General features: G+C 60.3%; 4 protein-coding genes. All 4 read left to right on the forward strand.

Translation table 11 applies throughout. The features are described from left to right. On the forward strand, nucleotides 1–796 hold a 796-nt coding region (locus tag H5U08_RS10670), incomplete at its 5' end, for a heparinase II/III family protein (protein ID WP_297032847.1). A 34-nt stretch (nucleotides 797–830) separates the two neighbouring features. Continuing rightward, on the forward strand, nucleotides 831–2,327 hold the full coding sequence (locus tag H5U08_RS10675) for an ABC transporter substrate-binding protein/permease (RefSeq protein WP_297032849.1): 1,497 nt from the start codon (nucleotides 831–833) through the stop codon (nucleotides 2,325–2,327). Beyond that, entirely contained in the window at nucleotides 2,324–3,082 is a 759-nt protein-coding gene (locus H5U08_RS10680) for an amino acid ABC transporter ATP-binding protein (protein WP_297032851.1), read from the forward strand. The genes H5U08_RS10675 and H5U08_RS10680 overlap by 4 nt, the downstream gene beginning before the upstream one ends. A gap of 18 nt (nucleotides 3,083–3,100) precedes the next feature. Then, complete coding sequence (locus H5U08_RS10685; RefSeq protein ID WP_297032852.1) at nucleotides 3,101–4,288, forward strand: flavodoxin/ferredoxin-dependent (E)-4-hydroxy-3-methylbut-2-enyl-diphosphate synthase; 1,188 nt, start codon at nucleotides 3,101–3,103, stop codon at nucleotides 4,286–4,288. Nucleotides 4,289–4,589 lie beyond the last annotated feature (301 nt).

Consider the following 4,589-nt stretch of genomic DNA (forward strand, 5'->3'; position numbering starts at 1 on the left):
GCCGGAAGTGGCCGTTTTCGCCATGCCCAATTCCTTGCAGGAACGGCCGGCAAAAGCCGAAACCCCGCGGCAACACGAACTACGGGATTGGTTCGCCGACGCGGGAATCCTCATCGCCCGTCCGGCCGACCTTTCTCCCGACAAGCTGGCCGTCGCGCTGAAAGGCGGTCATAACGCAGAGCATCACAATCACAACGACGTGGGCAGTTTTGTGGTGACTCTGGCGGGTGGCGTGCCGCTCGTCGATCCCGGATCCGAGGTTTACACGGCGCGGACCTTCAGCAGCCGGCGTTACGAGAGCAAAGTCCTCAACTCGTACGGACACCCTGTTCCCGTTGTGGCAGGTCAGCTCCAGCGTCCCGGCAGCGACGCCCGCGCGAAAATTCTCGAAACCCAATTCACAGAACAGCGGGACGTGCTGAAAATGGATATCTCTTCAACCTATGCCGTTAACGAGTTGCAAGGACTGGTGCGCACCTTCATCTACGAGCGGACAGGTCGGGGGCGTCTCATCGTCCGGGATGAGGTCGCTTTCAGCTCGCCGCAGGAATTCGAGGAGGCGGTCATCACCTACTCGCCCTGGAAGCGAACGGAACAGGGCTGGATTGTGGGCGAAGGCCGCCAGGCCGTCCGCGTTCGGATCGTGCCTTCCTCGGGAGAACTCCTCTGGCGGGAAGAGGAAATCGACGAGGATGTCACTTATCGGAAGAAGCCGGTTCGGCTCGCCGGTCAACTGAAGGAACCCGTCAAGGAACTGTCCGTGGAAATAGTCATCGAGCCTGTGGAGAATGAATGAGAATGCGGTATCCCGGCCCACGGTGTGGGGCCACGTGAGAGGGTTTCCGAGCGGCCATGTTGCCGGTCGGCGGATCATTTTTGGACTGGCCCTGGCTCTTCTGCCCGGCCTTGCCTTTGCCGAGAAAGTGCGACCTCTCCGCTGGGCAGCGGACGCCGAAGGAGGTGCGCCCTACATCTTTCAGGACCCCGCCGATCCTCATCGGGTGATTGGCTTTGAAGTGGACCTGGCCGAGGCCCTCTCCCAACGCCTGGGACGGCCGATTGAATGGGTCCAGTACGATTTCATGAGCCTCGTGGCGGGGCTTCAGCGGGGCGATTTCGACTTTGCCATGAACGGACTGGAAGTCACGCCCGATCGCGCCAAAGTGGTGCGATTTTCGCGCCCATACTACGTGTACACGCTCCAGCTCGTTGTCCGCAAAGATGAAACGCGTTTTCAAAATCTGGAGGAGTTGCTCGCTCTCGGCGGTACGGTGGGTACTTTGGAAGAAACTGCCGCCCAGCGGCTTCTCGAAGAGATGGGCTTTTCACCCAAGCTGTACGGCAATCAAACGGAGCCGTATCTGGACCTGGAACTCGGGCGGATCGACGCCGTTCTCATGGATCTGCCCATCGCCGTGTACTTCGCCAAACCGAATCCCAAATTGAAATTTCTCGGGGAACCCATAGGCGAAGGATATTACGCCATCGCCTTTCGGAAAGAAGATGAAGCGCTGGCCGCCGAGGTCGATCGCGCCTTGGACAGTTTGATTGCCGACGGAACGCTTCGCAAGATCTACGAAAAATGGGGCCTTTGGAACGACGCTCAGGAAAAACTGGCTCGTGCTGAGCTGACCGATGTCCTGGCGGAAGCCCGACGCCGCTGGACCTTCCGCACGTATTTTCCCCTGCTCCTGCAGGGAGCGGGGGTCACCACCTATCTGTCGGTGCTGAGTATGGCGGTCGCCATTGTTCTGGGGCTTCCCATCGCGCTGGCCCGGCTGTTCGGACCTTGGCCCCTTCGCTGGGCAGCCGTTGCCTATGTGGAGTTTTTCCGCGGCATTCCGGTGCTGCTGCTTCTGTTTTTCCTCTACTACGGACTCCCCACCGTGGCCGACGTGTACGGCCTGCCGTTTTCGCTGCGGCTTTCGCCGATGGCGGCCGCTATCCTGGGGTTTGGGCTCAATTACGCAGCCTACGAGGCGGAGATCTACCGGGCGGGAATTCGGGCCATTCCTGCGGGACAGTGGGAGGCCGCAGCATCGCTGGGGATGGGACGGATCCTCACCTTCCGCCGCATCATCCTCCCCCAGGCCATTCGAACCATTCTGCCACCAATGACCAACGACTTTATCGCCCTGTTCAAGGATACAAGCATCGTCAGCATTGTGGCGGTGGTCGAATTGACCAAGCAGTATCAAATTTTGGCCAAGTCCAGCCTAAAATATTTGGAAATCGGATTTGTAACGGCCATGCTGTATCTGATTTTGGCGGTCCCCCTGGGTGCTTTATCCCGACACTTGGAAAAACGCTGGGGAAAAGGACAGTGAACCGAGAGGAATTCCACGTCCAGGTGGAAGGTCTTTGGAAGCGCTTCGGCCACCGCGTGGTGCTCCGCAACGTGAGCTTCCGTGTGGCCCGCGGTGAAACGGTGGCCATCATCGGACCGAGCGGCGCGGGCAAATCGACGCTGCTCCGCTGTCTGAACGGGCTGTGCCCATTTGACGCGGGGATTGTGCGGATCGGCCCCCATGTGCTGCGAGCCGGGAAGCGGCCGGCACCGTTTGCCACGCTCCGCCTCATCCGTCAACGGCTGGGCATGATTTTCCAGGACTTTCAGCTTTTTCCTCATCTGACGGCCCTTCAGAACATCATCGAAGCCCCCGTCCATGTCAATCGAATGCCCCGCAAGGAAGCGGAACATCGGGCCATGGCACTTCTGGCCCGGGTGGGCATGGCAGATCGTGGCGATGCTTATCCGCGGGAACTCTCCGGAGGCCAGAAACAGCGGGTGGCAATTGCCCGCGCGCTGGCGATGGAGCCTTTCGGCCTGCTGTGTGACGAGATCACGAGCGCCCTTGACCCGGAATTGAAGGCCGAAGTTCTCGCCGTTCTCGAAGATCTGCGCCGCGATGGAATGACGCTCATCCTCGTCACGCATGAGCTGGGCTTTGCCCAGCGGGTGGCCGATCGCGTCATCGTCCTTGCCGACGGGGAAATCATTGAAGATGGACCGCCTCATGAGGTTTTCGCTGCGCCGGAACATCCTCGCACGTCACGATTCCTGGAACAGGTAGCCCTTTGATATCCCATTGAGGTGAGTATGCCGCGGAATTCGACACGCGCTGTCCGGGTGGGTACCGTCATGTTCGGCGGAGGACACCCGATCGTCGTCCAAAGCATGTGCGCCACAAAAACGCAGGACGTGGTCGCCACCGCTGCCCAGGCCGAACAGCTCCGCCAGGCTGGTGCCGGCATTGTTCGAATCGCTGTGGACAGCCACAAAGACGCGGAAGCCCTGCGGGAAATCCGCCAGCGGACCGAGGCCAATCTATCGGTCGATCTGCAGGAAAACTATCGGCTGGTCACGGAAGTCGCTCCGTTTGTCAACAAGGTTCGCTACAATCCGGGGCATCTTTACCACCACCAACCCCAGGTGCCGTGGCAGGATAAGGTGCGGTTCATTGCAGAGGTGGCCGCCAGGTACGAGTGTGCACTGCGGGTGGGTGTTAATTGCGGTTCCGTCGATCCGGCCAAGCGGGACAAATTCCCACCCGAGGACAAGATATCGCCGATGCTGGAATCGGCCCTCGAGCACTGCGAACTGCTCGACCGCCTGGGATTCACGCAGTACTGCGTATCGCTGAAGGATTCTGATCCCCGGCTGGTCGTGGAATTGAACCAGCGTTTTGCAGCCGCCCGCCCCGACGTGCCACTGCATCTGGGCGTGACCGAAGCGGGAATGCCGCCGGAGGGAATCCACAAAACCCGGGCGGCGCTCGTCCCGCTGCTGGCTTCTGGAATCGGTGACACGATCCGCGTGTCTCTCACACTGCCCAACGAAAGAAAACACGAAGAAGTTCTTGCCGGCCTGCAAATCGTGGAGGACGTGTCGGCAGGTCGGGTGACGGTGGAACCCTGGATCCCCGGCCGACTCAATATCGTGAGCTGTCCGAGCTGTTCCCGTGTGGAGAACGCTGCTTTCGTGGAGCTTGCCGAGAAGGTGCGGGAACTCACCTCCTACGCGGCAGATTGCCCCATTACCATCGCCGTGATGGGTTGCCGTGTGAACGGGCCGGGCGAGACGGATGACGCCGATCTGGGGCTGTGGTGCGGTCCGAAGTATGTCAACCTCAAGCGGGGGCCAGTCAGCCTGGGCAGCTTCACTTACGACGAGATTCTGCCGCGGTTGAAACAGGAGTTGGACGCCCTCATCGCCGAGCGAATGGGAGTATCCTCCGGCGGGGTGATGACACCAGCGGAGGGGTCTGAAAAATCCCCACTTTTGTAAACACCGCGAAATGCGCGCGCAAGGTGTCGGTGGGGCACGCTTGTCGTGGCCGGGGCGACTCCACATATGGAGTGCGGGGCTTTAGCCCCGCTTTCCGCGCGGGACTTCAGTCCCCGCCCAAAGGCAATGGATGACCCAATGTCAAACGACGGACCCGACAAGCGGGTCCCTCCGAAGGATATTTCGGAGGGGCACGCTCGTCGTGCCCACAGAATGAAATGGGTCATCAATCGGTGTTCATCGGACCTGACAGGCACATCCCTCCGACCTGGTAGGGGCAATTCATGAATTGCCCTTACCG

It is taken from the genome of Thermogutta sp. (assembly GCF_014359955.1).
Lineage (GTDB): Bacteria > Planctomycetota > Planctomycetia > Pirellulales > Thermoguttaceae > Thermogutta.

Coding starts and splice junctions, on each gene's coding strand:
- H5U08_RS10685 (WP_297032852.1), top strand. CDS start 3,101: ATGCCGCGGAATTCGACACGCGCTGTCCGGGTGGGTACCGTCATGTTC.